This is a genomic window from Hydrogenophaga sp., assembly GCF_051860785.1.
Classification (GTDB): domain Bacteria; phylum Pseudomonadota; class Gammaproteobacteria; order Burkholderiales; family Burkholderiaceae_C; genus Hydrogenophaga.
Map to the genome: position 1 here is coordinate 142,136 of NZ_JBIMLB010000001.1, position 26,775 is coordinate 168,910.

General features: G+C 67.5%; 24 protein-coding genes. 11 read left to right on the forward strand and 13 right to left on the reverse strand.

The window, feature by feature from the left end; all coding sequences use genetic code 11:
- The 12 genes from ACTIF6_RS00685 to atzF form a co-directional block, all read right to left on the reverse strand.
- Complete coding sequence (locus tag ACTIF6_RS00685) at window positions 1–1,578, reverse strand: ABC transporter ATP-binding protein (protein WP_439586076.1); 1,578 nt, start codon at window positions 1,576–1,578, stop codon at window positions 1–3.
- 96 nt (window positions 1,579–1,674) lie between these two features.
- Window positions 1,675–2,364 carry a biuret amidohydrolase gene (gene biuH / locus ACTIF6_RS00690; RefSeq protein WP_439586077.1) on the reverse strand — a complete coding sequence of 230 codons (690 nt, stop codon included), beginning with the start codon at window positions 2,362–2,364 and terminating at the stop codon, window positions 1,675–1,677.
- 164 nt (window positions 2,365–2,528) lie between these two features.
- Window positions 2,529–3,449, reverse strand: coding sequence for an ABC transporter permease (locus tag ACTIF6_RS00695; protein ID WP_439586078.1), 921 nt, complete (start codon window positions 3,447–3,449; stop codon window positions 2,529–2,531).
- Window positions 3,446–4,543, reverse strand: coding sequence for an ABC transporter permease (locus tag ACTIF6_RS00700; RefSeq protein ID WP_439586079.1), 1,098 nt, complete (start codon window positions 4,541–4,543; stop codon window positions 3,446–3,448). Before ACTIF6_RS00700 ends, ACTIF6_RS00695 begins: the two co-directional genes overlap by 4 nt.
- 38 nt (window positions 4,544–4,581) lie before the next feature.
- Window positions 4,582–5,691: a BMP family ABC transporter substrate-binding protein gene (locus ACTIF6_RS00705; protein WP_439586080.1), complete on the reverse strand. Its 1,110-nt coding sequence runs from the start codon at window positions 5,689–5,691 to the stop codon at window positions 4,582–4,584.
- A 49-nt stretch (window positions 5,692–5,740) separates the two neighbouring features.
- A complete protein-coding gene (gene hpxZ / locus ACTIF6_RS00710) occupies window positions 5,741–6,115 on the reverse strand; it encodes an oxalurate catabolism protein HpxZ (protein WP_439586517.1) in 375 nt (124 codons plus the stop codon).
- Window positions 6,115–7,509, reverse strand: coding sequence for an AtzE family amidohydrolase (locus tag ACTIF6_RS00715; protein ID WP_439586081.1), 1,395 nt, complete (start codon window positions 7,507–7,509; stop codon window positions 6,115–6,117). Before ACTIF6_RS00715 ends, hpxZ begins: the two co-directional genes overlap by 1 nt.
- Before the next feature lies 1 nt (window position 7,510).
- Window positions 7,511–7,717 (reverse strand): DUF4089 domain-containing protein, encoded by a 207-nt coding sequence (locus ACTIF6_RS00720; protein ID WP_439586082.1) that lies wholly within the window; start codon window positions 7,715–7,717, stop codon window positions 7,511–7,513.
- On the reverse strand, window positions 7,714–8,538 hold the full coding sequence (locus ACTIF6_RS00725; RefSeq protein WP_439586083.1) for an ABC transporter ATP-binding protein: 825 nt from the start codon (window positions 8,536–8,538) through the stop codon (window positions 7,714–7,716). Before ACTIF6_RS00725 ends, ACTIF6_RS00720 begins: the two co-directional genes overlap by 4 nt.
- Window positions 8,535–9,380, reverse strand: a complete 846-nt coding sequence (locus tag ACTIF6_RS00730; RefSeq protein WP_439586084.1) for an ABC transporter permease — start codon at window positions 9,378–9,380, stop codon at window positions 8,535–8,537. The genes ACTIF6_RS00725 and ACTIF6_RS00730 overlap by 4 nt, the downstream gene beginning before the upstream one ends.
- 4 nt (window positions 9,381–9,384) lie before the next feature.
- On the reverse strand, window positions 9,385–10,404 hold the full coding sequence (locus tag ACTIF6_RS00735; RefSeq protein WP_439586085.1) for an ABC transporter substrate-binding protein: 1,020 nt from the start codon (window positions 10,402–10,404) through the stop codon (window positions 9,385–9,387).
- A gap of 44 nt (window positions 10,405–10,448) precedes the next feature.
- Window positions 10,449–12,164 carry an allophanate hydrolase gene (atzF, locus tag ACTIF6_RS00740; RefSeq protein WP_439586086.1) on the reverse strand — a complete coding sequence of 572 codons (1,716 nt, stop codon included), beginning with the start codon at window positions 12,162–12,164 and terminating at the stop codon, window positions 10,449–10,451.
- Between the two features lie 145 nt (window positions 12,165–12,309).
- Between atzF and ACTIF6_RS00745 the strand changes: the two genes are divergently transcribed.
- From ACTIF6_RS00745 to ACTIF6_RS00795, 11 genes are all read left to right on the forward strand, one after another.
- On the forward strand, window positions 12,310–13,896 hold the full coding sequence (locus tag ACTIF6_RS00745) for a methyl-accepting chemotaxis protein (protein ID WP_439586087.1): 1,587 nt from the start codon (window positions 12,310–12,312) through the stop codon (window positions 13,894–13,896).
- A gap of 49 nt (window positions 13,897–13,945) precedes the next feature.
- Window positions 13,946–15,124 (forward strand): glycosyltransferase, encoded by a 1,179-nt coding sequence (locus ACTIF6_RS00750; protein WP_439586088.1) that lies wholly within the window; start codon window positions 13,946–13,948, stop codon window positions 15,122–15,124.
- 70 nt (window positions 15,125–15,194) lie between these two features.
- On the forward strand, window positions 15,195–15,992 hold the full coding sequence (locus ACTIF6_RS00755) for a phosphodiesterase (protein ID WP_439586089.1): 798 nt from the start codon (window positions 15,195–15,197) through the stop codon (window positions 15,990–15,992).
- Between the two features lie 86 nt (window positions 15,993–16,078).
- Window positions 16,079–16,753, forward strand: coding sequence for a TetR/AcrR family transcriptional regulator (locus ACTIF6_RS00760; RefSeq protein WP_439586090.1), 675 nt, complete (start codon window positions 16,079–16,081; stop codon window positions 16,751–16,753).
- Window positions 16,750–17,646 carry an SDR family oxidoreductase gene (locus ACTIF6_RS00765; protein ID WP_439586091.1) on the forward strand — a complete coding sequence of 299 codons (897 nt, stop codon included), beginning with the start codon at window positions 16,750–16,752 and terminating at the stop codon, window positions 17,644–17,646. Before ACTIF6_RS00760 ends, ACTIF6_RS00765 begins: the two co-directional genes overlap by 4 nt.
- A gap of 9 nt (window positions 17,647–17,655) precedes the next feature.
- A complete protein-coding gene (locus ACTIF6_RS00770; RefSeq protein WP_439586092.1) occupies window positions 17,656–19,275 on the forward strand; it encodes an acyl-CoA carboxylase subunit beta in 1,620 nt (539 codons plus the stop codon).
- Between the two features lie 34 nt (window positions 19,276–19,309).
- Window positions 19,310–20,482: an acyl-CoA dehydrogenase family protein gene (locus ACTIF6_RS00775; protein WP_439586093.1), complete on the forward strand. Its 1,173-nt coding sequence runs from the start codon at window positions 19,310–19,312 to the stop codon at window positions 20,480–20,482.
- Window positions 20,479–21,285 (forward strand): enoyl-CoA hydratase/isomerase family protein, encoded by an 807-nt coding sequence (locus ACTIF6_RS00780; RefSeq protein ID WP_439586094.1) that lies wholly within the window; start codon window positions 20,479–20,481, stop codon window positions 21,283–21,285. Before ACTIF6_RS00775 ends, ACTIF6_RS00780 begins: the two co-directional genes overlap by 4 nt.
- Complete coding sequence (locus ACTIF6_RS00785) at window positions 21,282–23,198, forward strand: biotin carboxylase N-terminal domain-containing protein (protein WP_439586095.1); 1,917 nt, start codon at window positions 21,282–21,284, stop codon at window positions 23,196–23,198. Before ACTIF6_RS00780 ends, ACTIF6_RS00785 begins: the two co-directional genes overlap by 4 nt.
- Window positions 23,199–23,208: 10 nt before the next feature.
- Entirely contained in the window at window positions 23,209–24,432 is a 1,224-nt protein-coding gene (locus ACTIF6_RS00790) for an acyl-CoA dehydrogenase family protein (RefSeq protein ID WP_439586096.1), read from the forward strand.
- A complete protein-coding gene (locus tag ACTIF6_RS00795) occupies window positions 24,429–24,920 on the forward strand; it encodes a thioesterase family protein (RefSeq protein WP_439586097.1) in 492 nt (163 codons plus the stop codon). The genes ACTIF6_RS00790 and ACTIF6_RS00795 overlap by 4 nt, the downstream gene beginning before the upstream one ends.
- A 5-nt stretch (window positions 24,921–24,925) precedes the next feature.
- Here ACTIF6_RS00795 and ACTIF6_RS00800 read toward each other — a convergent pair whose 3' ends face one another.
- Window positions 24,926–26,770 carry a hypothetical protein gene (locus ACTIF6_RS00800; protein WP_439586098.1) on the reverse strand — a complete coding sequence of 615 codons (1,845 nt, stop codon included), beginning with the start codon at window positions 26,768–26,770 and terminating at the stop codon, window positions 24,926–24,928.
- Between the last annotated feature and the right edge of the window lie 5 nt (window positions 26,771–26,775).

Below are 26,775 nucleotides of genomic sequence, written 5' to 3' on the forward strand. Positions count from 1 at the left end.
TCAGTGGTGCCCGCCACCCATGTGGGCGCCGAGCACGTGGCGTTCGGCGCTGGCCGCCGGGGTTTCGAAGACGACGCGGCCCTCGCTCATCACCACGATGCGGTCGGCCAGTTCCAGCAGCTCGTCCAGGTCTTCGCTGATCAGCAGCACCGCGCCGCCCTGGTCGCGCACGCCGCGCAGACGGGTGTGGATTTCCTTCACCGCCGCGAAGTCCAGACCGAACACCGGGTTGGCCGCGATCAGCACGTTGATGTCGCCGTGCAGCTCGCGCGCCAGCACCGCGCGCTGCACGTTGCCGCCCGAGAGGCTGCGGATCGGCGCACCCTCGCCCTGGGTCTTGATGCCGTAACCGGTGATCCATTCGCGCGCGCGGCTGCGCCAGTGGCCGAAGCGCAGGCGCCCGCCCACGCACAGCGGCGCCTGGTCGAAATCGCGCAGCGCCATGTTCTGCGCCACCGAAAGATCGCCCACGCAGGCGTTGCGCAGCGGTTCCTCGGGCAGGCTGCGCACCTTCAGCCGGTGGTTCTCTTCGCGCCGGGCCGCGTAGGGCTCGCCTTGCACCTTCACGGCACCGGCGGCGCGCGGCCGCTGGCCCACCAGCGCTTCCACCAGTTCACGCTGGCCGTTGCCGGAGACACCGGCGATGCCCAGGATCTCGCCCGGCGCCACCGCCAGGCTCAGCTCGCGCACCGCCAGCGTGCCCCGATCGCCCATCACGTCCAGGCCCTTCACCTCCAGTGAAGCGGTGGTGGACGCCGTCGCGCTCGAAGAGGCGTTCAGCACCGGCGCGGCTGCACGTTCTGGTGCCGCTGCGCTCGATTCGCCCACCATGGCGTTGGCCAGCAGCGCCGGGCTGGTGTCGCGCACGGCGCAGTGGTGCACCGTCTTGCCCCGGCGCAGCACGGTCACGTCGTCGGCGTAGGTCATCACCTCGCGGAACTTGTGGGTGATGATGAGCACGGTGCACATTCCGCTGCGCGCGAACTGGCGCACGTGGCCCAGCACCTCGTCGGCCTCCTGCGGTGTGAGCACCGAAGTGGGTTCGTCCAGGATCAGCAGGCGCGGCTTCAGGTAGAGCTGCTTGAGCAGTTCCAGCTTCTGTTTTTCACCAGCGGCCAGTTCCTGCGGTCGCGCGTCCAGGTCCAGTTTGAAGGGCGTGGTTTCCAGGAACTGCGCGAGCTCGGCGCGCTTCTGCTTCCAGTCGATCACGGCCGGCGCCTTGCCGCCGGCCAGCAGCAGGTTCTCGGCCACGGTCATGCCCGGGGCCAGCGTGAAGTGCTGGTAGACCATGCCGATGCCCAGGCTGCGCGCCACCACCGGGTTGGGAATGCTCTGCTCGCGCCCGTCGATCAGGATGCTGCCGGCGGTGGGCCGCTGAAAGCCCGCCACGCACTTCACCAGCGTGCTCTTGCCCGCACCGTTCTCGCCCAGCAGTGCGTGCACCGTGCCGGGCCACACCTTCATGCTCACCTGGTCGAGCGCGGTGAAGCTGCCGAAACGCATGCTCATCTCGTAGGTGTCCAGCCCCAGCGCACCGGTGGCGGCCGGCAGGCCGCCGATCGGATTGGTTTCATTCATGTCGCGGTCTCCATCGGGAAGCACCGCGGAACCGGCTTTGCCGGGCCGCTGGTGCTGCCCCCTTGAGGGGGTCGCGCGAAGCGCGGCGGGGGTGTTTCACAAGATCCCTTCCATGAGCGCGATCGACGTGGCATGCGCACCGAACACACCGCCCTGCATGGTGATCATCTTCAGCGCCGCCTCGTGGTTGCCCTTGTCGGTGGCGGCGGTGCAGTCCGACAGCAGCAGGCATTCGAAACCCCGGTCGTTGGCGTCGCGCATGGTGGTGTGCACGCACACGTCGGTGGTGATGCCGGTGAGGATCAGGTTCTGTATGCCGCGCGTGCGCAGCAGCAGTTCCAGGTCGGTGGCGTAGAACGAGCCCTTGCCCGGCTTGTCGATGATGGCTTCGCCTGGCAGCGGGGCGAGCTCGGGAATGATGTCCCAGCCCGGCTCGCCGCGCACCAGGATGCGCCCGCAAGGTCCGTCGTCACCGATGCCCACACCCTCGGTGCCGATCTGGCGCGAGCGCCAGCGCTTGTTGGCCGGCAGGTCCGAGAGATCGGGGCGGTGGCCTTCGCGCGTGTGGATGAGGTGGTAGCCGGCCTCGCGCATCGCGGCCATCAGCACCTTCAGCGGCGCGATGGGCGCGCGCGTGAGCGAGATGTCGTAGCCCATCTTGTCCACGTAGCCGCCGACGCCGCAGAAGTCGGTCTGCATGTCGATCACGATGAGAGCGGTGTTGTCTGGACGCAGGTCGCCGTTGTACGGCCAGGCGTAGGGGTTGGCGTCGATGAAACGTTCCATGTCAATCCTTCACCATGTCGGCGCACGACCCGCGCCGAATGCAAACAACCTTTCCAGAGGCACCGAGGATCCGGCTCCGCCGGTCCGAGATGCCGTCCCCCCTCGAAGCGCCGAAGGCGCGCCACGGAGGGGGGAAGACGCGCAGCGGCGCAGGGGGGTGTTCTTCATTTGTTGGAAGAAAGCTCGGTGGGGCTGCCGGGCACGATCACGCCCGGCCGGCAGGTGATCACCAGGATCAGCAGCGTGAGCACGTAGGGCACGATGTTGAAGAGGTGGTAGCCCCAGCCGATGCCGATCGACTGCAGCGCCGGTCCGATGGCGCCCGCACCGCCGAACAACAACGCCGCGCCCACGCAGCGCAGCGGGCTCCAGCGCGCGAAGATCACCAGCGCCACGGCGATCAGGCCCTGGCCGCTGGAGATGCCTTCGTTCCAGCTTCCCGGATAGAACAGCGTGAGCGAGGCGCCACCCAGGCCGGCGATGAAGCCGCCCGCGGCGGTGGCCGCGATGCGGATGCCCGAGACCGAGTAGCCCAGCGCGCGCGTGGCGTTGGCCGAGTCGCCCGCCATGCGCACCAGCAAACCGGCGCGCGTGTTGGCAAAGGCCCACCACAGCGCGCCCGCCAGCGCCAGCCCGATCGGCAGCAGCGCGTTCACCTGCAGGGCCGAGCGCACGGCGGCCGAATCGCTCCAGTTGCCCAGCGGGATGGCCGGCAGTTGCGCGGCCTGCGGCTGGATCAGCGGCTTGCCGAGGTAGAACGCCAGCCCCATCCCCAGCAGCATGAGCGCGATGCCGGTGGCGATGTCGTTCACGCGCGGCAGCGAACACAGCACGCCGTGAAGGGCGGCCAGCAACGCGCCCGAGAGCGCGCCGGCCAGCACGCCGATCCAGGGCGAGCCGCTCAGGTACGAAGCGCCGAAGGCCGTCATGGCCGAGAGCACCAGCACGCCTTCGAGCCCGAGGTTGATGCGGCCCGACTTCTCGGTCAGGCACTCGCCCAGGCTTACGAACAGGAAGGGAACGCCCACGCGCAGCGCGCCGCCGACGATGCCGGCGAGGAAGATCAGCAACTGGTCCGAGCTCATTTGACGTCACCTCCTTGAGCGGGCGCCGAGGGCATCACGATGGGCACCGGTTCGGATGGCCCGAAGTGGCCAAAGCGCGCGAAGAAGGCCTTCCAGTCGCGGTCGCGCAGCGCCTCGCTGGCCAGGATGAGCACGAAGGCGATGCCCTGCAACAGCAGCACCGAAGCGTCGGGCAAGCCCAGGCGGCGCTGCAGCAGACTGCCAGCGGCGCCGAAGCCACCGAACAGGATGGCCACCGGGATCACCGCCACCGGGTGGTGCCGCGCGATGAAGGAGACCAGGATGCCGGCATAGCCGTAGCCCGCGATCAGCGACGCGTTGGCGCTGGTGTGCACGGCGGCCACTTCGATGGCACCTGCCAGGCCCGCCGCTGCACCACCGAGCGCGCAGGCCACCAGAATGAGGCGCGTGGCCGGCAGTCCCACGAGTTGCGCCGCGCGCGGGTTGCCGCCGACCACGCTCACCGCAAAGCCCGAAGGCGTGAGGCGCAGCCACAGGCCGGCCACCAAGCACACCACCACACCGATCACCAGGCCCCAGTGCACGTCGGAACCGGCCATGCCACCGATCAGCAGGCCTTCGTCCAGCGCGGGGGTGGACGGCTTGTTCAGGCTGGCCGGGTCGCGCAGCGGGCCTTCCACGATGTGCTTGAACAGGCCGATGGCCACATAGGCCAGCAGCAGGCTGCTGATGGTCTCGTTGATGCCGCGGTACTGCCGCAGCCAGCCGGCGAGCGCGATCCAAAGGCCACCCGCCACGGCGCCCGCGATACACACCAGCACGGTGCCGAGCAGGTTGGTGGGCAGCGGCACCGCGTGCGCCAGCGCCGCGCAGGCCAGGCCACCGAGCACCAGCGCACCTTCGCCGCCGATCACCGTGAGCCCGGCCCGCGCCGGGATTGCCACGCACAGTGCGGTGAGCATCAGCGGAGCGGCGCGCTGCAGCGTGTTCTGCCACGAATACCAGTCGCCGAACGCGCCCTTGAACAGCAGCACCCACACCTCCACCGGGTTGACGCCCGCGAACGAGACGAAGAGCCCGAACAGCAGCAGGGCCGCCAGGATGGCACCGGTGGGGAGGAGGATGTTGCGCATGCCAAAAGCCCTAGCGAATCGCGTGCCTGGTCTTCAGGTCAGACGCTGCCGTTCACGCCCTCGACCAGGTAATTCATCTTTTCCAGCTCCAGGTCGGTCTGCTTGAAGACCTTGCCGGCCGGGATCACGGTGGCGCCCTTGTTGTCCTTGAGCGGGCCCTTGAAGATGTCGAAGCTGCCAGCCATCATCTGGGCCTTGATGCCGTCGGCCTGCTTCTTCGCCGCGTCGGTCACCGCCGGGCCGTAGGCCGAGGGTTTGACGAAGCCTTCCTTCAGGCCGCCGCGCACGAAGTTGGGGTGCGGCTTGCCGCTGCGTGCGGCTTCCAGGAAGGTGGTGTAGGCGGTGAGCCAGTTCCATTCGGCGCCGGTCAGGTAGGCCTGCGGGGCCAGCTTGGCCTGGCTGGCGTGGTAGCCGCAGACCATCTTGCCGCGCTTGGCGGCGGTCTCCACGATCACCTTGGGGCCGTCCACGTGCATGGTGAACACGTCCACACCCTGGTCGGCCATGCTGTTGGTGGCCTCGGCCTCCTTCACGGGCATCGACCAGTCGCCGGTGAAGATCACGTTGGTCGTGATGCCGGGCTTGACCGAGCGAGCACCCATGGTGAAGGCGTTGATGTTGCGCAGCACCTGCGGGATCGGCTTGGCAGCGATGAAGCCGATCTTGCCGCTCTTGCTCATGTGCCCGGCGATCACGCCGTTGAGGTACTGGCATTCGTCGATGTAGCCGAAGAAGCTCGCGGTGTTCTTCGGGTGCTTGCCCTCGGTCCACATGCCGCCGCAGTGGGCGAAGCGCGCGTCGGGGAACTTGCCCGCCACGGCCAGCATGTGGGGATCGAAGTAGCCGAACGAGGTCGGGAACACCAGCGAAGCGCCGTCCTGCGCGATCATGCCGGTCATGGTGCGCTGCACGGCCGCGGTCTCGGGCACGTTCTCTTCCTCCACCACCTTCACGCCGGCCATCTTCTTGAGCTGGGCGGCGGCCTCGGCGTGGGCCTGGTTGTAGCCGTAGTCGTCGCGCGGGCCGACGTAGATCACGCCCACGGTGATGGGCTTGGCCTGCGCGAAGGCGAACGGGCTGCTGGCGGCGGCACCAAGTGCGGCCAGGGTCTTGAGGGAGTCGCGGCGGTTGGGCAGTTGGAAACTCATGATGAAAGCTCCTGGAGAGGGTGGGGTGGACGGTGGTGGGAGGGAAAGATCAGGACAGAAAACTCACGTGTGCCGAGACGACACGCCAGCCCTCGGGCGTGCGCATCCAGGTCTGGCTCTGGCGGCCGATGCGGTCGCTGCCGGTGCGGTGGAACTCGGTGTTGGCGGTGGCGAAGTCGCGGCCGTAGGTGGTGATGACGGTGCGGCCCAGCGTGCGCGCCAGGCCGGTCGACGGGCGGGCGGCGCGGAAGGCGCAGATCTCGTCGAAGCCGTAGAGGTTTTCCGTGGCGCCGTAGCGCAGCGTGTGCGGACTGTTCCAGAACAGTTCGTCGAGCACGACCACGTCGTTGTTGACCAGCGCCATTTCGTACCGCTCGAATGCGGCCGTGACCTCGGTCAGCACGTCCGGGATGTTCACTTCAATCACAGCGCAGGTTCCTTTGCGTGTGCCACACCCGCCTGCGCGAGCGCCCAGCCCGCGCGCAGCGCCAGGTCTTCGCGCCAGGGCGCGGCGATGAGCTGCACGCCGATCGGCAGGCCCTCGGTGCCCGAAGGCCACATCGGTGCGGCCACCACCGGGCAGCCGGCGAACGAGATCGGTTGCGTGAGCAGGCCGATGGAAGGGCGGCAGGGAAAGCGCTGGCCGTTGATGTCGATCCACTCGGTGCCGATGGCGGGTGCGGCCACCGGCGTGGCCGGCGCGATCAGCACATCCCATTCGCGGAACAGGGCATTCACCTTGTCGCGGTAGACGCGGCGGAAGCGTTGCGCACGCACGTACCAGGCGGCCGGTTGCAGTGCGCCGGAGATGAAGCGGTCCACCGACAGCGGTTCGAAATCGGCCGCTTGCATGCGCAGGCGCTGCAGGTGCAGGGCACCGCCTTCGCTGGCGCTGGTGATGAAGGCCGCAGCGCGGGCCTGCGCTGCGTCGGGCCATTCCACTGTCGTGGTCGCACCGAGCGAGGTCGCGGCCTGGGCCACCGCCTCGTGCGCAGGGGCGTTGGCGTGCGCCGCGAAGTAGCCGCCCAGCACGCCCACGCGCAGGCCTTGCACGCCCTGGGGCAGCAGGCGCGCGACCGGCTGCACGCTGGTGGCGAAGCAGCCCGGGTCCAGCGGGTCGGGACCTTGCAGTGCGTCGTAGGCGAGCGCCAGACCTTCGAGGTCGTCGGCGAAGGGGCCGAGGTGGTCGATGCTGCCCACGAACGGGTAGCTGCCGCGCCGCGAGAGCCGGCCGAAGGTGGGCTTCAAACCCCAGATGCCGCAGAACGAGGAGGGCACGCGGATTGAACCGTTGGTGTCCGAACCCAGCGTGAGCGGCACCTGGCCAGCGGCCACCGCCGCGCCTGAGCCACCGGACGAACCGCCCGCCACGTGACCGAGCCCGTGCGGGTTGTGGCACGGGCCGTAGTGGGTGTTCTCGGTGGTGAAGCCGTAGGCGTACTCGTCCATGTTGAGCGAGCCCACCAGCACCGCACCCGCGGCCTGCAGGCGCTGCACCAGCACTGCGTCGGCGGTGGCGGGTGGGTTGGTGCGGTTTACCTTCGATCCCGCCAGTGTCACTTCGCCTTCGATGTCGAACAGGTTCTTCACCGCGAAAGGCACGCCGGCCAGTGGGCCCAGTGGCTCGCCGCGTGCGCGCTGTGCGTCCACCCGCGCGGCCTGGGCGCGCGCCGCCTCGAAACGCGTTCCGGTGAAGGCGTTGATGCGCCCGTCGGTGGCCTCGATGCGCGCGATGCACGCGTCCACCACGTCGACCGCGCTGCGCTGGCCGCTGGCCACCGCCTGCGCGATCTGGCTGAGATTCGGAGGCAAGGTCATGTCAGCGGGTCTCGTCGACGAAGGGCGCAGGGCAATAGAGCTCGGCCAGCTCGTCCTCGTCGTGGAGCGGGAAGGCGTCGAGCAGCGCGGCCATGCCCGTGGTGCGGTGCATGTGCGAAGCCACGCGGGCGGCCTGGGCCGTGTCCAGCTTCAGGTCCATCGCCACGGCGGCGGCCTGCACGTAGATCAGCGTCTGTACCTCGTTCACCGCCGCACCTCGCGCTGGAAGATCTCCAGGCTGCGCTTCTTCGCTGCGATGAAGCTCGCCTCGGACAGCGTGGCCGTGGTGCGCGGGCGCGGGTCGTCGTAGGACAGGATCTCGGCCACCTTGGTGGGCCGCTTGGTGAGCAGCAGCACCTGATCGGCCAGGTACACCGCTTCTTCCAGGTCGTGCGAGACCAGCATCATGGTGGTGCCGGTCTGCATGAAGACCTCCTGCAGCTTCTCGCGGATGAACAGCGTCATCTCGAAGTCCAGCGCGGAGAACGGTTCGTCCAGGAACAGCACCTCGGGGTTGGGCGCGAGCGCGCGCATGATGGATGCGGTCTGCTGCTGTCCGCCCGAGAGTTCATAGGGGTAGCGGTTCAGGTCGAACTTCACGTCGAACGAGGCCACCAGCTCGGCCATGCGCCGATCCACCTCGGCCTTGCTCCTGCCTTCGAGCTTGAGCGGGTAGGCGATGTTGTCGATGGTGCGCATCCACGGGAACATCGCTTCGCGGTAGTTCTGGAACACGTAGCCGATCTTGGTGTCCTTCAGGCTCTTGCCATCGAACAGGATTTCACCGCTGTCGATCGGGATGAGACCCGCGATCATGTTGATCAGCGTGCTCTTGCCGCAGCCGTTGGGCCCGAACACCGAGACGATCTTGTGCTTCGGTATGTCGAGGTCGAAGTTCTCGTACAGCGGCCAGCCCGCGAAGTACTTCGTGAGGCCGCGGATGGTGATGTGCGTGCCTGCCGGCCCCGGCTTGAATTCGGGCGCGGGCACGTCGGCGTCATACACCGGTGAATTGACGACTGTGTTCATCTTCCACTCCAGTGCACGATCTTTCTTTCGACCACGAGGAACAGCACGTTGAGCGCATAGCCCAGCGCGCCAGCGGCCAGGATGGACGCGTACATGTCCTTCACGTTCATCACCTGCTGCGAGTTGATGATCCGATTGCCCAGGCCGCTGTCGGCGCCGATGAACATCTCGGCCACGATCACGATGACCAGCGCCATGGACACCGCCGAGCGCAGGCCGACGAAGCTGGGCTGCAGGCTTTCCCACACCAGCACGTCCTTGAACACCTGCCAGCGCGTCGCGCCCATCACCTTGGCCGCCATCACGCGCTGCTTGCGCGCATTGATCACGCCGTAGGCGCTGTTGAAGACCACGATCAGCAGCGCGCCGAAGGCAGCGATGGCCACCTTGTTGATGTCGGACACGCCGAAGATCATGAGGAACAGCGGGATCAGCGCCGACGACGGCGTCGAGCGGAAGAAGTCGATCAGGAACTCCACGCTGCGGTAGGCCTTCTCGGTGCTGCCGAGCACGATGCCCAGCGGCATGCCGAGCAGGGCGGCGATCAGGAAAGCCTGCACCGTGCGCCACACCGTGATGAGAAAGTCGCCGAGCAGCGGGCCACCGGCCAGGCCGGTGATCAGCGTACCGAGTGCATCCAGCGGCGCAGGCAGCAGAATGGGCTTGATGAAGCCCAGCCGCACGACCATGTCCCACAGGATGAAGAGCGCGACCGGGCCCACCACGGGCAGAGCCTTGCCCCAGTCGGTCTTCTTCGGTTGAGTGGGCGCCCCGGCCGAGGTGGGCGGGCTCCAGGGTTTGGTGGGGGCCGCGTCGGCGGCCAGGGGAGGCGTGCCGCTCATGGCATCAACCCTTGTAGAGCATGCTGTCGACCATCAGGCGCGAAGAGAAGATGCCCTTCTCGCTGAACAGGTCGAAGAATTTCTGGAAGTGCGCCACGTCGGCCGGCGTGAACTCGTTGTACATGGTGTACGCCGCCAGCGGCACCTCGCCGGTGAGCGCACCTTCGATGGCGGTGTAGCCCTTGAGGTACTGGCGTGCTTCGGTGGCCTTGGTGCGCACATACGTCACGCCTTTGCCGTAGGCGGCCACGAACTTCTTCGCCGCGTCCGGGTTCTTCTTGATGAAGTCCGACGACAGCGATGCAGAACCGCCGAACCAGGGCGCCATGGGATCACCCAGCACGTAGCGCGCGATCACGCCGGCTTCCAGCACCTTGGTGGTGCCGTTCATGCGGCCGATGGTGCCGGTGGGTTCGAGCGTGTAGGCGCCATCGATCTGACCGGCGGCGAGCGCAGCCACATGCTGCCCGATCGGCAGCTCGACCACCGTTGCGCCCACCGCGCCGCCGCGCTCCAGCACGGTCTTGGCCAGCGTCACGTTCTGGATGCCGGGGCCTGAGGCGACGCGCTTGCCCTTGAGGTCGGCCATCACCTTGGCGGGGCTGGCCACCGGCACGATCACCTCGTCCAGCACGTGCTTCACGTTGCTCGGGTTGGAGCAGAAGATCTTGAAGGTGCCGGGCTGGGCGATCTCGCCGATGGCGATGTTGGCCGAACCTGTGCCGTTGGCGGTGCCGTCGGCGCGGCCCGAGAGCACCGCCTCCATCACCTGCTGTGCGCCGGCGAACTTCAGCGGCTCCACGTCCAGACCCGCTTCCTTGAAGTAGCCCAGCTCGATGGCCGAGTAGAACGGCAGGCCGGCTGCGATCGGCCAGTAGCCGATGCGGATCTTCGGTCCGCTCTGGGCGCGCAGCACGCTGGGCGTGCCCAGCACACCCAGCACGGCACCGGCAGTGCCGATCTGCAGCACGCGGCGGCGGCGCGCGTCGACGGGGGAAGGCAAGGGGGCTTGAAAGCGTTTCATGAGTGGCTCCTGCAGGTTGACGGAAGAGATGGACGAAGAAGGGATCAGGGAGTGGTCACAGGCGTGGCGGACAGCGAGGCGATGTACGCGCGCCAGCCACCCAGGTGGGTGATGTCGGTGGCGCCTTCGAGCGCGAGCGGCTCGCACAGGAAGCCCTGCACCTGGTTTCCATCGGCCAGCGTGAGCGTGCCGATGGACAGGGGTTGCGGCACCAGCGCGACGAAGCTGCCGTAGTGCGCCAGCGGCATGTCCCACACCTCGACCTCGATGCGCTTGCCCAGGCCGGGCGACACGCGCAGCAGGCCGGGCTTGGGCGGCGTGGTGCCGGGCAGGGCATACAGGCGGTACTGCGCGGCGGTGTGCGTGCGCTCGGCCAGCGTGGCGCCGCGTTCGGTGAGCTGGCCGTTGAGCGGCATGCCAGAGAGGTGGGCACCGACCACCGCCACACGCACCGTGGGGGCGCTCTTCAGGCCCGGTATCGGCTGGGGCGTGGGCAGGGGCAGGCCGGTGGCGCCCTGCGTGAGACCGGTGGCGTGGTGAAAGCGTTGCCCGAGTTCGGCGAGCTGCCAGTCCGAACCGCAGCGGCCAATGAGCGTGATGCCGAAGGGCAGGCCGTCGGGGCGGATGCTGGCCGGCACCGAGAGCGCCGCGTAGTCCAGCAGGTTGACGAAGTTGGTGTAGGCGCCGAGCTGGCGGTTCAGCACCACCGGGTCGGCCTGCATGTGCGCGATGGTGTGGTGCGTGGGTGCCGTGGGCACCACCAGCAGGTCGACGCCCTGCCACAGCGCCTGCGCCTGCTGGCCCAATGCGGCCAGCCGCGTCTGCGCGGCCACCAGGTCGCTCGCGCTGTAGCTGCGGCCCGAGGCAATGATGCTGCGCACGGGCTCGATCACCTCGGCCTCGTGCGCGTCGAAGAAATCGCGGATCGCTTCAAGGCGCTGCGCCACCAGCGCGCTGCCATACAGCATCTCCGCGCAGGCCGACAGCGGCGCGAAGTCCAGCGGCACCGCTTCGCCACCCATGGCTTGCAGTTGGGCCAGTGCGCCGTCGAAGGCGAGCCGCGCGGCCTCGTCGCCGAAGAACTCCAGCTCGGCGGGCACGCCGAAACGGAAACGCGCGCCCAGCGGGGCCGTCGCCATCTCCAGTTGGCGTGAATACGGGTCGCTCGGGTCGTGGCCCATGGCGGCAGCCAGCACGCGCGCCGCGCCCGCCACCGTGGGCGCAAAGATGGACACGCAGTCCACCGCCTGCGCCGCCGGCACCACGCCGCGCGCGCTGATGAGCCCGCGCGAAGGCTTGAGGCCCACGATGTTGTTCAGCCCTGCGGGCACGCGGCCGGAGCCGGCGGTGTCGGTGCCTAGCGCGAAGTCCACCTGGCCCGTGGCCACCACGTAGGCCGAGCCGGAACTGGAACCACCCGACACATACAAAGGGTTGATCGCGTTGGGCACCGCGCCGTAGGGCGAGCGCGTGCCGCTCAGGCCACACGCAAACTGATCGAGGTTGGTCTTGCCCGCCACCGATGCACCAGCTTCGAGCAGGCGGCGCACCACGCTGGCGTGGTGCTCGGGCGTGTACGCAAAGGTCGGGCAGGCCGCCGTGGTGGGCCAGCCGCCCACGTCGATGTTGTCCTTCACCGCGAAGCGCAGGCCAGCCAGTGCGCCGGTGGACGCCCCGGCGATGGCTTGCGCCGGGTAGTGGATCCACGCCTGCGGCGCCAGCGGTGCCGCAGGGGTCGGTAGGGTTGTTTCTTGCACCATGTTTAAGCATTCCATCTTGGATACAAGATCACATGCAAGATGAATGCCAGCCGCTGACCGTTCGACTGCCGGTCGCTCAAGTCGGGCACGTGGATGTCGATAACGAGTGAAAGGCGACAAAAGCCTCATCATTCCTGGAGGTCTCATGTTTCATCTGTCACGCTCTCCCATCCGCACCCAGCTGTCGGTCCTGCTGGCTGTGGCCGCGCTGTTCCTGGCATCGGTCGCCGCTGTCGGTGCCATGGGCCTCATGAACAGCGCATCCATCGCCAAGGCCGGCAATGACGTCAACACACCGCGCCAGCGTGTGGGCAACGAACTGATCAAGGCGGTCAGTGCGCGTGCCGTGGCGGCGCGCAACCTCACCATCGCCAGCAAGCCCGCCGACCGCGAGGCCGAGCTGTCAAACATCAAAAAGGCACACGACGCCACCCAGGCCGCCGTGAAGGAACTCAAGGCACTCACCGCCAACGCCGACGCGAAGGAACGCGCCCTCGTCGATGCGGTGGTGGCTGCCGAAGCGGAATACGGCCCGGTGGCGCTCACCATCACCGGCGTGGCGGCCGGCGGTGAACAGCAGAAGGCCGCCGCCATGATCATGGAGCTCTGCCGCCCACTGCTGGCGCGGCTGGACCAGGCGGTCGACCAACTCCTCACCCACGAAGCCGCTGCGGCACAGCAAGACCACGAAAGCCTGCTGGCCGGCACGCGCAGCGCCATGGGCTGGGTGGCGGCGCTGGGCGCCGGTGCCTTGTTGTTGCTGGTGTGGCTGGGCGTGGTGATCACGCGCGGCCTGGTCGGCAGCAGCCAGGCCGCCCTGCATGCGGTGGAGCAGATGGCGCAGGGCGATATGTCGCTGCGCCTGCAGACCGAAGGCAACAGTGAACCCCAGCGCGTGCTGCGTTCGCTCGATGGCATGGCCGCCCGCCTGCGCGACGTGCTCGGCAGTGTGCGCACGGCTTCCGATCAGATCGCCATTGCCAGCGGCGAAGTGGCCCAGGGCGCGCAGGACCTGTCCGCGCGCACCGAGCAGGCCGCCAGCAACCTGGAAGAAACGGCGGCCAGCATGGAGGAAATGACCTCCACCGTGCAGCAATCCAGCAGTTCAGCGCGCCAGGCCAACCAGCTGGCCGGCGAATCGGCCGAGGTGGCACGCCATGGGGGCGACGTGGTCGGCCAGGTGGTGCAGACCATGGCGGACATCCAGCGCGGCAGCAGCCGCATTGGCGAGATCATCGGCGTGATCGACGGCATCGCCTTCCAGACCAACATCCTGGCGCTCAACGCGGCGGTGGAAGCCGCGCGCGCTGGCGAACAGGGCCGCGGCTTCGCGGTGGTGGCGGGCGAGGTGCGCAACCTGGCGCAACGCAGCGCCCAGGCCGCCAAGGAGATCAAGCAACTGATCGAGGACTCGAACGCCCAGGTGCAGGGCGGTACGCGCCTCGTGCAGGAAGCCGGCGGCACCATCACCGAAGTGGTGGCCAATGCGCAGCGCGTGAGCGGCATCGTGAGCGAGATCATGGCGTCGAGCGCCGAGCAGGCCGACGGTGTGGCGCAGATCAACGTGGCGGTGTCCCAGCTCGACCACATGACCCAGCAGAACGCCGCGCTGGTGGAGCAGACCTCGGCGGCGGCCACCAGCCTGCAGGAGCAGGCCCGCCTGCTGGCGCAGGCGGTGTCGGTGTTCCGCATCGATGGTGCGGCCGGCACGGGGCGCACGCAGTTCGCCTGAGGGAAGGCTTCGCCACGGTCCTGACACAAAGCGCCGCTCCAATCGGCGCATGAAGACCGTCGACCTGATCTATTTCAATGCTGGCGGCGGCCACCGGGCCTCGGCGCTCGCGCTGCAAGCGGTGCTTGCCGCACAGGAGTGGCCCTGGCAGGTGCGGCTGGTGAACCTGTTCGAGGTGCTTGATCCGCGCCAGCGATTTCGCGCCATCACCGGCCATGCACCCGAGGACTGGTACAACCGCCGCCTGGCGCGCGGCTGGACCATCGGCATGGCGCAGGAGCTCAAGGTGTTGCAGAGCCTCATCCGCCTCTCTCACCCCAGGCTGGTTCGCCAGCTCCAGCAGCACTGGCTGCGCACCGAGCCCGATCTCGTGGTTTCGCTGGTGCCCAACTTCAACCGTGCAATGTTCGCCAGCCTGGCCAGCGCATTGCCCGGCGTGCCTTACGCCACGCTGCTCACCGACATGGCCGACTTCCCGCCCCATTTCTGGATCGAGCGCGGCCAACCGCAGCACTTCATCTGTGGCACGCCCCGCGCCGTGGCGCAAGCCCGCGCCATGGGCCACGACGCCTGCCGCGTGCACGCCACCACCGGCATGCTGGTGCGGCCCGAGTTCTACCTGCCCAGGAACAGAAGCGACAGGGCACAGATGCTGAGCCAGCTCGGCCTGGATCCGGCCCGCCCCACCGGGCTCGTGATGTTTGGTGGCCACGGTTCACGCGCCATGCTCGGCATCGCAGAACGCCTGCCCACCACGCAACTCATCTTCATCTGCGGGCACAACGCGTCGCTGGCATCGTGCCTTCGTGCGCAGCCCGCTGGTGCACCGCGCCACGTCGTCGACTTCTGTGCCGACGTGCCGCGCCTGATGCAGTGCGCCGATTTCTTCATTGGCAAGCCCGGCCCTGGCAGCCTGAGTGAAGCGGTGCAGATGGGCCTGCCGGTCATCGTGACCGACAACGCCTGGACCATGCCGCAGGAACGGTACAACGCGCAGTGGGTGCGCGAGCAGCGCCTGGGCGTCGTGCACCGGAGTTTTCGAACCATCGAGCGCGCGGCGGCGGAACTGCTGGGCGATCTGGAAGGCTTTCGCAACCGGGTGAGGCGGGTGAACAACCGGGCGCTGTTCGAGGTGCCCCACATCCTGGACCGCATCCTGGCCCAGGCCGATCTCGTGCGCACACCCATGGCGCCAACGGGCCGCTCCGCCTCGACGTCCTGGGGATAGGCGTGCCGCTGCCCCGAGGGCAGAATGACCCAGCAGGCAAGCGGCCTGCGCCCTTGCTCGCGGAGGCTGCATGCTCCTGGCCCAGATCTCAGACCTGCACATCAAGCCACCGGGTCGCCTGGCTTATGGCAAGGTCGATACGGCCACCATGCTGCGGGCCGCCGTGACCAGCCTGTTGCACCAGAGCCCTGCACCCGATGCCGTGCTGGCCACTGGCGATCTGGTCGATGGCGGCCACGCGGAGGAATACGCGCTGCTGAGGGAGATCCTTTCACCCATCGCCGTGCCGTGCTTCTTGGTCGCCGGCAACCACGACGAGCGCCAAAGCCTGCGCGAAGCCTTCCACGGCCCGGGGTTCGCCTACCTGGACCAGGCCGGCGAATTCCTGCAGTACGCGGTGGACCTGGGCAAACTGCGCCTGCTCGTGCTCGACACCGTGGTGCCCGGCGAAGGCCGGGGCCAGCTGTGCACCCGGCGTCTTCGCTGGCTCGACGAACGCCTGAGCGAAGACCCCCGTCCCACCCTGGTGGCCATGCACCACCCGCCGTTTGCCACCGGCATCGACCACATGGACGACATGGGCCTGGAAGGTGCCGAGGCCTTCGAGGCGGTGATCTCGCGCCACCCGCATGTGGAACGCATCCTCTGCGGCCACCTGCACCGCAGCATCCAGTGCCGCGTGGGTGGCACCGTGGCGAGCGTGTGCCCGAGCACCGCGCACCAGGTGGCGCTGAACCTGCGCCTCGGTGCCCATGGCGCGTTCGTGATGGAGCCGCCGGGTTACCAGTTGCACTGGTGGGAAGGAAGCCGGCTGGTTTCACACACCTGCCCGGTGGGGGATTTTCCGGGTCCCTACCCATTTCAATAGCGGGCTGTCTGCGCGGCGACAGGGCCGGTGGATTTTTACAAAGCAAACGCTTGCCATAAATATGCGCCACTGCTAAGGTGCATTCCATGAACCTGGAGACACCCGACACTGAGGCGCCGCGCCGCGCGCGTGGGCGGCCGCGCAAGACGGCCGATGAGCGCGACGACGGCAACCGGCGGCGCGAGCTGATCGAAGGGGCCGCGCGCCTGTTTCGCCAGCAGGGCTTTGCCGCCACCACCACGCGCGACATCGCCGCCGCCGTGGGCATGCAGTCGGGCTCGCCTTTCTACCACTTCGAAAGCAAGGAAGCGCTGCTGGCCGCGGTGATGCTCGAAGGCATGCAGGGCGCCTTGCGGCGGCAGGTTGCTGCACTGTCGCTGCTGGCCGAAGACGCCGCCGCGAGCGAACGGTTTCGCGCTCTGGTGCGCAACCATTTCGACGTGCTGCTCGGGCCCGACAGCGACTTCATTCCCGTCATGCTCTACGAATGGCGCTCGATCGACGCGGCGCAGCGCGGCGAGGTGAACCGCCTGAAGGACGAGTACGAAGCCGCGTGGTCTCCGGTGCTCCAGGCGCTGCACGACCAGGGCCGGCTCGCGGCCGATCCGGCGCTCGCGCGCCTCATGATCTTCGGTGCGCTCAACTGGTCGGCGCAGTGGTATGTGCCGCCGTCGGGCCGCAGCGCCAAGGCGCGCGGGCGCGCCTCGCTCGACGAACTCACCGCCTCGGCCCTGCAACTCTTTCTCAAGGAACCACGATGAGCCACGAGAACAGATACCGCTCGGTCTACGCACCGGGCCTCTTCACCGGCCGTGTGGTCGTGGTCACCGGCGGTGGCTCGGGCATTGGCCGCTGCACCGCGCACGAACTCGCCAGCCTGGGCGCCCATGTGGTGCTGATCGGCCGCAACCTCGCCAAGCTGCAGGACGTGGCCGGCGAGATCGTGGCCGATGGCGGGCGCGCCAGTTTCCACGCCTGCGACATCCGCCAGGAAGACGCGGTGCGCACCGTGGTCACCGCCATCGTCGGTGCGCACGGCCGCATCGACGCGCTGGTGAACAACGCCGGCGGCCAGTACATGACGCCGCTGGAGAACATCAGCGCCAAGGGCTGGCAGGCGGTGGTGGACACCAACCTCACGGGTGGGTTCCTCGTGGCGCGCGAGTGTTATGTGCAGAGCATGCAGGAGCACGGCGGCGCGATCGTCAACATCGTGGCCGACTTCTGGGGCTCCATGCCCGGCATGGGCCACAGCGGCGCGGCGCGCGCCGGCATGGTGAGCTTCACCGAAACGGCAGCGATGGAATGGGCCAAGAGCGGCGTGCGCGTGAACGCCGTGGCGCCGGGCTACATCGCCTCCAGCGGCATGGACCACTATCCAGCCGAGGCCGGCCCCATGCTGCGCGAGATGCGCGAAACCGTGCCGGCCGGCCGCTTCGGCAACGAGGCCGAGACCTCGGCCGCCATCGTCTACCTGCTCGGGCCCGCGGCCAGCTTCGTCAGCGGCACCGTGCTGCGCGTGGACGGTGCGCGCCCGCAGGTGCGCATGGGCTGGGGCCAGGTGGCCGCGCCGGTGGAAGTGCAGACGCGCGACGCCGTGAAACCTTTCGATGGTTTCCACCGCTACGTGACGCCGAAGGTTTTCCAGCCATGAAACAGCAGCATGTTTGAGTCTTCCTTCAACCCGCAAAGTCCGCAGGCCCTGCAGCGGCGCGAGGCCATGTTGGACCGCATCGCCCAACTGCGCGCGCTCGAAGACCGCGCCGCGCAAGCTTCGGCGAAATCGAAACCGGTGTTCGACAAGCGCGGCCAGTTGCTGCCGCGCGAGCGCGTGGCCCTGCTGCTGGACCCCGGCACGCCTTACGTGCCACTGTGTTCGCTGGCCGGCTTCCTGCAAGACACCAAAGACCAGCAGAAGTCCGTGCCCGGTGGTGGCATCGTGGCCGGCATGGGCTTCATCGCCGGTGTGCGCTGCATGGTGGTGGCGAGCGACTCGGGCATCGAGGCCGGGGCCATCCAGCCGCGCGGGCTGGAAAAGATCCTGCGCGTGCAGGACATCGCGCTGCAGAACAAGCTGCCCTTCGTGCACCTGGTGGAAAGCGCCGGTGCCAACCTCACCAAGTACAAGGTGGAAGGCTTCGTGCACGGCGGCTCGCTGTTCCGCAACCTCGCGCGCCTCTCGGCCGCCGGCATCCCGGTCATCACCGTGCAGCACGGCTCGGGCACGGCGGGTGGCGCCTACATGCCGGGGCTGAGCGACGTGGTGATCATGGTGCGCGGGCGTTCACGCGCCTTCCTGGCCGGGCCGCCGTTGCTCATGGCAGCAACTGGCGAGGTGGCGACCGAGGAAGAACTGGGCGGGGCGGAGATGCACACCTCGGTGTCGGGCCTCGGGGAATATCTGGCGGAGGACGACCGGCAGGCTTTGGGCATTGCCCGTCGGCTGTTGCAGCAGATGGACAGGCAAGGGGAACGGAAATTGGAATCTGACCCCAATTCGAAGAGAGGGCCTGTTTTCGATGCCGATGAGTTGCTGGGGTTGATGCCGCCGCACCACCGCGAACCGGTGGACATGCGTGAGGTCATGGCCCGCATCGTCGATGGTTCCGAACTGCTCGAATTCAAGCCGCTCTACGGCGCCGCCACCCTGTGCGCGCAGGCGCGCATCGGCGGCCATGCGGTGGGGATCATCAGCAACAACGGCCCGATCGACGTGGCCGGGTCCAACAAGGCCACGCACTTCATCCAGTGGATGTGCCAGCTGGGGCACCCCATCATCTACCTGCAGAACACCACCGGCTACATGGTGGGCAAGGACAGCGAGCAGGGCGGCATGATCAAGCACGGCAGCAAGATGATCCAGGCCGTGACCAGCGCCACCGTGCCGCAGATCACCATCCAGTGCGGCGCCTCGTTCGGCGCCGGCAACTACGGCATGTGCGGGCGCGGCTACGAGCCGCGTTTCCTGTTCAGCTGGCCGCAGGCGAAGACGGCGGTGATGGGCGGCGAGCAGGCCGCGCGCACCATGCAGATCGTGGCCGAGGCCGGCATGGCGCGCAAAGGCATCACGCCCGACCCGGCGCAGATGCAGGCGCAGTTCGACCAGATCGTGAACGTGTTCGAAAGCCAGGCCGACGTGTTCCACACCAGCGGCCTCGTGCTGGATGACGGCGTGATCGACCCGCGCGACACGCGCGCCGTGCTGAGTTTCTGCCTCGACACCTGCGCCGAGGCCACCGAGAAAACCTTGCGGCCCATGCAGTTCGGCGTGGCGCGAATGTAAGCCGTCAGACAAAAGAAAACCCCGGAGACACACCATGCAATTCACCCACGAACACCGCGAGATCCAGAAGACGCTCAAGCGTTTCATCGACGAGCAGATCAACCCGCATGTGGACGAATGGGAGGCGGCCGAGATCTTTCCGGCCCACGAAGTGTTCAAGGAACTCGGCAAGCTCGGCCTGCTGGGCCTGACCAAGCCCGAGGCCCATGGTGGCGCGGGGCTCGACTATTCCTACGGCATGGCCATGGCCGAGACGCTGGGGCACATCCACTGCGGCGGCGTGCCCATGGCCATCGGCGTGCAGACCGACATGGCCACGCCCGCGCTGGCCCGCTTCGGCACCGAGGAACTCAAGGCGCAGTTCCTGGCGCCTGCGATCCAGGGCGAAACCGTGGGCGCCATCGGCGTGAGCGAACCCGGAGCGGGCAGCGACGTGGCGGCCATCAAGACCTACGCCCGCAAGGACGGCGACGACTACGTCATCAGCGGGCAGAAGATGTGGATCACCAACAGCCTGCAGGCCGACTGGATCTGCCTGCTGGTGAACACCAGCGAAGGCCCGCAACACAAGAACAAGAGCCTGGTGATGGTGCCGGTGCGCGAGAACGGCAAGAGCGTGAAGGGCTTCGAGGTCGGCAAGAAGATCCGCAAGATCGGCATGCACAGCAGCGACACCGGACTGATCTACTTCGACGAGGTGCGCGTGCCCCAGCGCTACCGCATCGGCCAGGAAGGCGCGGGCTTCATCTACCAGATGCAGCAGTTCCAGGAAGAGCGCCTGTGGTGCGCCGCCAGCACGCTGCAGAGCCTGACCAACTGCATCGAATGGACGGTGGAGTGGGCGCAGGAACGCAAGCTGTTCGGCGCCTCGCTGTCCGACCAGCAGTGGGTGCAGTTCAAGCTGGCCGAACTCAAGACCGAGGTGGAAGCCCTGCGCGCGCTCACCTACCAGGCGTGCGAACACTACATCGCCGGGCAAGACGTGACCGAGTGGGCCACCATGGCCAAGCTCAAGGCCGGCCGCCTGAACCGCACCGTGCCCGATACCTGCCTGCAGTTCTGGGGCGGCATGGGCTTCACGCTGGAGAACAAGGTCTCGCGCATGTACCGCGATGGGCGCCTCGCATCCATCGGCGGCGGGGCCGACGAAGTGATGCTGGGCATCCTGTCCAAGATCATGGGCATCGCGAAGAGGCCCGTGAAATGAGTGGAAACGCCTTCCTCGTCGAGCGCACGGGCGACATCGAGCGCTGGACGCTCAACGACCCCGCCACGCGCAACGCGCTGAGCGACGCGATGGTGGTCGGCCTGTATGAAGCCTGCCTGCGCGCGCAGAAAGACACCACGCTGCGCATCGTGGTGCTCACCGGTGCGCCGGGTGCCTTCAGTGCCGGCGGCAGCCTCGGGAGTTTTGCCAACGCCATCGGCCAGCCGCTGCAACCGGGCGAGTCCGACCCGCTCATCCCCATGAACCGCCGCTTCGGCGACGTGCTGCACGCCATCTGCGCGCTGCCGCAGATGCTGGTGTGCGCGGTGGACGGTCCGGCCATGGGCGGCGGTTTCGGCCTGGTGTGCTGCGCCGACCACGTCATTGCCACCCGCCGCTCGCTCTTTGCGACGCCGGAAGTCACGCTCGGCCTGCCGCCCGCGCAGATCGCCCCTTTCGTCTGGCAACGCCTGGGCGACGCCACCGCGCGCCAGTGCCTGCTGCAAGGCCGCAGCTACCGGGCGGAGGAAGCCAAAGCGATCAACCTGGTGGACGAGCTCGTGGAAGACAACGCGCTCGATGCCGCGCTGCGCGACCGCCTGAAGGAAATGCTGAAAGCCGCGCCTGGCGCCATGGCCTGTTCCAAGCGGCTGCTGCAGTTGCTGCGCGATGAAGTGGCCGACCTGCGCGAGGAGGCGGCCATTGCGTTTGCCGCTGCCTTGAGAGGTCCCGAAGCCGCCTCCGGTCTGGCTGCGTTTTCAAAGAAGCAGCCCGCACCCTGGGCCGGGAGCGACAAGAAGTGAAGCGCCTGCTGATCGCGAATCGCGGCGAGATCGCCCGCCGCGTCATCCGCACCGCACACGCCATGGGCATTGACACCGTGGCCGTGTTCTCCGAGCCCGACGCCAGCGCGCTGCACGTTCGCGAAGCCAGCAGCGCCTTCGCGCTCGGGGGCGCGGCGTCGTCCGATTCCTACCTGCGCGTGGACCGCCTGCTCGACGCCGCCCTCGCCACCGGCGCCGACGCCGTGCACCCCGGCTACGGCTTCCTGAGCGAGAACGCCGACTTCGCCCAGGCCGTGATCGACGCCGGCCTCACCTGGGTCGGTCCGCCGCCTTCGGCCATCCACGCGCTCGGCAGCAAGTCTGCCGCCAAGGCGCTGGCCGAGGCGCACGGTGTGCCCTGCCTGCCGGGCTACTTCGGCAGCGATCAGCGTGAAGAGACCTTTGTGGCCGAGGCCGGGCGAGTCGGCTTCCCGCTGATGGTGAAGGCCGTGGCCGGCGGTGGCGGGCGCGGCATGCGGCTCGTCACCGAAGCCGCACAACTGCTGCCCGCGCTCCAGGGTGCGCGCTCCGAGGCGCTGGCCGGTTTTGCCAATGGCGATCTGCTGATCGAGCGCGCCTTGCTCCACCCCAGGCATGTGGAGGTGCAGGTGTTTGCCGACGCGCACGGCAACTGCATTCATCTTGGGGAGCGCGATTGTTCGGTGCAGCGCCGCCACCAGAAGATCGTGGAAGAGTCGCCCAGCCCGGCGGTGTCGCCTGCCTTGCGCGAAGAACTGGGCCGCTGCGCCGTGGCGCTGGCGCAGGCGGCGGGCTATGTGGGCGCGGGGACGGTGGAGTTCCTGCTGGAGGGAGACCACTTCTATTTGATGGAGATGAACACACGGCTGCAGGTGGAGCATCCCGTCACCGAAGCCTTGACGGGTCTGGATCTGGTCGAATGGCAGCTTCGCATCGCGCGCGGCGAACCCTTGCCGCTCACACAAGACCAGGTGCAACGGAACGGCCACGCCATCGAAGTGCGCCTGTGCGCTGAAGACGAGCACCACACACCGCACACCGGCCGCGTGCACCGCTTCGCCGAACCGCCCATGACGCCCGGCCTGCGTTTCGATCACGCGCTGGAAACCGGCAGCGAAGTCACGCCGCACTACGACGCCATGCTCGGCAAGCTGATCGCCCACGCACCCACACGCGCCGAAGCCATCGAGCGCCTCGCCCACGCGCTGGACCACACCCTGCTGCTCGGCCTGCCCACCAACCGCGCCTTCCTGGCGGCCTGCCTGCGCCACCCCGCGTTTCATGAAGGCGCGGCGCTCATTCCTTTCCTGGCCGAGCAGGGCGATGCGATCCGCGCTTCGCTCATGCACCCGCTCGACGCGGTGCTGGCCGGCGTGCTCGCCGCCGCCTTTGGTGCGCCCGCCGCCACCACGGCGCTGCCGTGCCCCTTCCCGCGCCCGCTTCGCTGGCAGCATGAAGACCAGATCCTGGACATGGCGGTGCAGGAGCTGGCGCAGGGTGCCTTGCGCGTGACGCTGGGCGAGCGCACGGTGCAAGCCCGCATGAGCCCGGGCCGTGTGGTCATCGACGGCACCACCTGGCCTGTGGCCACCGCGTCGCTCGGCGCGGGCCGCTGGCAGGTGCAGGCGGGCTCGCACACCATGGCGCTCACCGACCTCAGCCTGGCCCCCCGCGAGCGCGCCGGTGGCGGCAGCGCCGCGCGCGAACTGCGCGCCCCGTTCAACGGCAAGCTCATCGCCGTGCATGCCGCGCCCGGGTCCTATCTGTTCAAAGGCGCGCCGCTGCTGGTGATCGAGTCCATGAAGCTGGAACACACCCTGGCCGCCCCGCGCGACCTCACCGTGGAAAACCTGTCGGTGCTGGTCGGGCAGCAGGTGGCGCCGGGCCAGCTTCTGGTGACCTTCGCCCCATGAAGTTCTCCACATGAACACCGCCGAAGACCGCGCCGCCCTCGTCGACACGGTGAAGCGCTTCGCCACGCAGGCCATTGCGCCCAACGTGACCGCGTGGGACGAAGCCGGCGAGTTCCCGCGCGCGCTGCACCTGCAGGCCGCCGAACTCGGCCTGCTCGGCCTGGGTTACCCCGAGTCTCTGGGCGGCACACCCGCGCCCTGGCGCGCGCGCAACGCCCTGTCGCAAACGCTGGCGCGCTTCGGCGGCAGCGGCGGTGTGATGGCCAGCCTCTTCACCCACAACATCGGCCTGCCGCCCATCCTGAAACACGGCTCGCCCGAGTTGCAGGCCGAGATCATCCCGCCCGTGCTGCGCGGCGAGCAGATCGCCGCCCTGGGCATCACCGAGCCCGGCGGCGGCTCCGATGTGGCCGCCCTGCGCACCACCGCGCGGCTCGATGGCGCCGACTACGTCATCGATGGAGAGAAGGTCTTCATCACCTCCGGCATGCGCTGCGACTGGATCACCCTAGCCGTGAGAACAGAGCCCCCACGCTCCGCCGCTGCGCGGGTCGCTGCCCCCCAGGGGGGCTCGGTCGCCTTGGGGCGGCCCGGCGGCGACCGTCCATCCAGCAAGGGCGCCAGCGGCATCAGCATGATCGTGGTGCCGTGCAACGCGCCCGGCGTCTCGCGCAGCCGGCTGGAGAAGATGGGCTGGCACTGCTCCGACACCGCGCACCTGCGCTTTGACGGCGTGCGCGTGCCGGTGCGCTACCGCCTGGGCGAAGAGGGCGCGGGTTTCCGAATGGTCATGACCAACTTCAACGGCGAACGCCTGGCCATGTCGGCCATGGCACTCGGCTTTGCCGAAGCCTGTTACGACGAAGCCCTGGCCTGGGCGCGCCAGCGCAGCACCTTTGGTGCGCCCCTCATCGAACGCCAGGTCATCCGCCACAAGCTCATGGACATGCAGATGCGCATCCACTCGACCCAGGCCTGGCTCGACGCGCTGGGTGATCGGGTGGACGCGGGGGACGACGGAAATGATTGGGTCGCGCAAGTCTGTTTGCTGAAAAACCACGCCACCCAGGCCATGCAGTTCTGCGCCGACGCGGCGGTGCAGATCCTCGGCGGCATGGGCTTCATGCGCGGCACCGTCAGCGAACGCGTGTACCGCGAAGTGAAGGTGATGATGATCGGTGGCGGCGCCGAGGAAATCATGAAAGAACTCGCCGCACGACAATCAGGCCTATGAGCAAGTCCACCCACGCACCCGCCAAGCCCGTTGAATTCGAACCCGAATTCATCGAGGCCCTGAAACACCTCTTTGAAGAGAAGATCGCCTTCAACAAGGTGATGGGCCTGAAGATCACCAGCATCACCCCGACGCTGGTCACAGGTCGCATCGACATGAAGCCTGATCTGGTGGGCAGCTATGTGCACAACCGCCTTCATGGCGGCGTGATCAGCGCCGCGCTCGACGCCATGGCCGGCCTGGCCTGCACCGCCGCCATCGGTGCCCGCCACATGGACGAAACCCCGCAGCAACGCCTGCACCGCTTCGCCAAACTTGGCACCATCGACATGCGCGTGGACTACCTGCGCCCCGGCGTTGGCGATCACTTCGAACTGCGCGCCGAAATCATGCGCTTGGGCTCGCGCGTGGCCAGCACGCGCATGGAGTTTCTGGGGGCGGACGGGAAGTTGTTGTCAACCGGGGCGGGCGCTTACATCGTGTCTTGAGCGGTTCAGTGCCCACCCGGTGAGGGCACGCGATCCCTGGAACGCTTCGGATAGCCCGGGCGGGCATCTAGAGCACGTTGCCATTGCGGCACGGGCTCCAGTGCCTTCAGCACCGCCTGGCGGTGTGGGCCATCGGGCAATTGCTTTGCACCCTCTCGCATGAATCCCAAGAAAGTTTCATTGCCCGTCTTGGCGACTGCGCGGCAGGTCTCTTCCGTCACCAGACGCGCCAGCACCCTTTGACAGTCCTGCTCCGGCAAGCAAAGGGCTGCGTTCACGGTTGTGGCCAGCTGGTCGGGGATGGCAGTGGCCTCTTGCTGAAACCACGCGCACTGCTCGTCGGTCAGCAGTTTTTTCAGAACCGTCGTGCGCAGGGACTCGTCCGGCAAACTCATTGCGCTTGCAATCATGAGCTCCACCCCAAGGGCTTCGTTCGCCATCACCGCTTCCAGACATTCGTCGGAATACAGACTCTGAAACGCTTTCGACCATTTGCCTTCCGCCTCCGCCAGGTCCGACTGCAGGTGATTGGCCATGGTGTAGGCAGTGGTGACAATCGCAGCTGGATTCAGAGAACTTGCCGCGATGGTGCAGTCACCCCCCTCCCGACTGAGCTGATCTTTCAAATCGGTGCTCTTTTTTTCGGCCGTTGCGGAAGTGTTTTGGAGGATTTGGTAAAGGGCATCAACGAGCTTGTCCACCTTCGCGTTCTCTTTGATCCACCCATCAGCCCATTGCCGGATGTCTGCCTCCTTTTCCGGGCTCAGATTTTGTTTCGATCCCAGGCCCTGATCCGATAGCAGTATTTCCAGCATCTCATGTCGCAGCTTTGAGTCTTCAGGCAACTGTTCCACGGCTTCCCGCATCATCCCCATGGCGTTCTTACTTTTCAGGTCACGCACCCATTCACAGGTTTTGGTGGTCATCAGTCGACTCAGCGCCTCTGCACGCTGGCCGGGAAGTAGATGCCATGCGCCGAGCGCCAGGGATGCGATGGAATAGCCGTCTCGTTCGCGCAGTACTGCGGAGACGGCGTTGGATGACATCAGTTTCTCCAGCACGGGGCCGCATTCGGCGGGCGGCAGGTGCTGAGCGGAAAACACTGCCACAGCCAACGAATTGGGATGGAGGGATGCATGGTTCTGCAGGATCGAACAGTTCTTTTCCGTCAGCAAAGCGCGCAGCGCGTCAGTGCGCCGATCTTTGTCGGGAAACAGGGTCGCGGCCCAGGCGGTGGAGCTCAAATGACTATGGCTACCCGACCTGGCGACCTCCGCCACGCACGCATCGGAAAGCACCACGTTCTGCAACGTCTCCAGCCACTTCTCCTCGAGATGTTCAGGCCAGCAATTGGCCATGGCGTAGGCTGTGGTTGCAATCGCGCTGGCATTCAGTGATTCGGCTACCGCTGCGCACGCTGGACCGCGAAGATTCAGAAGCGTTTCCAACCGGTCTGCGCGCTCCTCCATCGGCAGTCCGCTGATGGATATGGACTGCGCAAGTTTCCCGATCGATGCTGCAGAGCCGTACTGAGCCGTCCAGTCCAGGGCGTGGTTCGTCAACACTTGGCGCATCCAGCCTTGCTGTTCTTCGGTCGGGAACTCCAGCGCTGCTTGCGCCACGGCCGGCACCATTTCCGGATGAGATCGTCCGATCGCATTCCGGAGATCAGGCGGTAGAAAGGCGCGGAAGACATCGAGCCGATCCCCACCACCCATTTGAGGATTGGTGAGCATCAACTCGATCGCATCATGGCGGTGATGCCGCTGCTCCTCCGTGAGTGTTTCTGGGCGCGGTGGACGCGGTGGACGTGGAGGGCGTGGAGGGCGTGCGGAACGGTCGACGGGCATGGAGG